At 37.3% G+C, this 1,666-nt stretch carries 1 protein-coding gene; it reads left to right on the forward strand.

Features of this window, described 5'->3' with window-relative positions:
* Positions 1-439: 439 nt before the first annotated feature.
* Positions 440-1,438, forward strand: coding sequence for a PDDEXK nuclease domain-containing protein (locus NT145_04890; protein ID MCX5782023.1), 999 nt, complete (start codon positions 440-442; stop codon positions 1,436-1,438).
* Positions 1,439-1,666 lie beyond the last annotated feature (228 nt).

Below are 1,666 nucleotides of genomic sequence, written 5' to 3' on the forward strand. Positions count from 1 at the left end.
AGCGAAGGGAAAGCCGGTCAGAAGTCATCAATCGGCTTGCTCATGTTCATAGTAGGTTCGAACTTCGTTCAGTAAGTTCGATTTACATTTGATTAAAGTCCTTAATTTTCAGCAAAATGAAATGCCGGAAAAGGCATAAGTGTTACTAAAATGTTTAAAAAAATTTTCTTAAATATTGAATATTCTAAAACCACCGAAAGGTGGTTTTTTGATTATCCGATACAATCTACTAAGTTGTACCACCGCGCGACTTCCGTAAGTGCTATTAAATGGAGTCCCGCAAGGGCGGGTAGGTGGTACGGCAGCAAGTAAAACAAGTAAAGCCTGGCACCGCGATAGACTTGAAGTCCAATAAAAAGGCTGCCAAAAATATTAAAGGAACTCAGGTATGAAATCTAAAAAATCAAAAACAAAAAAATTAATTAAATCTCAGTTACCCATGAATAGTATATATGAGCGAATAAGGGAAATTATTGATACTGCTCGCGGTAATATTGTACATGCGGTTAATGCTGAAATGGTATCGGCATATTGGCATATAGGACGAGAAATAGTCCAGGAAGAACAAAAAGGGAAAAACCGTGCTGCTTACGGCGCTAAACTAATAGAAAAACTTGCTGAACGATTGTCTGCTGATTTTGTGAAAGGATTTGATTCAAGTAATTTATGGAATATGAGAAGATTTTATGAAGCATATCCAATTCTAGACACACTGCGTCGAGAATTAAGCTGGAGCCATTACCGTATCTTGATGCGTGTAGAAAAACCGGAAGCCCGTTCATTCTATGAGATTGAATGCGTTAAAAATAACTGGTCGGCCAGGGAGTTGGAGCGTCAAAAAGGCTCGCTGCTTTTTGAGCGCCTAGCGTTAAGTAAAGATAAAAAAGGTCTTATGAAATTAGCCCAAAAAGGACAAAAACTTCAAACGTATGAGGATATGATTAAAGATCCGTATGTTTTAGAGTTTACAGGGCTTTCTCCGCAATCCAAATTATATGAAAGCAAATTAGAACAGGCACTTATTGACAATCTTTCGAAATTTCTGCTTGAATTAGGCAAAGGTTTTACTTTTGTTGCGCGTCAGAAAAGAATTTCACTGGACGGAGATCACTTTTACATTGATTTGGTGTTTTATAACACAATTTTGAAGTGCTATGTGATCATTGATTTAAAAATCGGCAAACTAGTTCATCAGGATATCGGTCAAATGCAGATGTATGTGAATTATTATGACCGTGAAATTAAGCAAAAGGATGATATCCCAACAGTCGGACTTATTTTATGCGAAGATAAAAAGGACGCAGTTGTTAGATATACTCTTTCTAACATTAACAAACAGATTTTTGCCTCACGGTATAAACTGTACCTGCCTAGCGAAGAAGAATTGATAAAGGAATTAAGGAGAGAACGACTTTTACTCTCAATAAACAAAAAATAACCACAAACCAACTCCGCCTGCCCCGCTGATTTGGTTTCAAAGAAACCATGCGGGGGGGTTGGTTTGTGGTACGGCAGCAAGTAAAACAAGTAAAGCCTGATAATATGTTAGGTGGTTCCTCACAGTTTTGCTAAAATATTTTAGCGAAACAAATAACAAAAAGGAGGAACCACCATGAATTATGTTGGAGCTGATTTACACAAAGAGCAGACCTGGTTTTATGTAATG

This window comes from Elusimicrobiota bacterium (assembly GCA_026388075.1).
GTDB lineage: Bacteria > Elusimicrobiota > Endomicrobiia > Endomicrobiales > JAPLKN01 > JAPLKN01.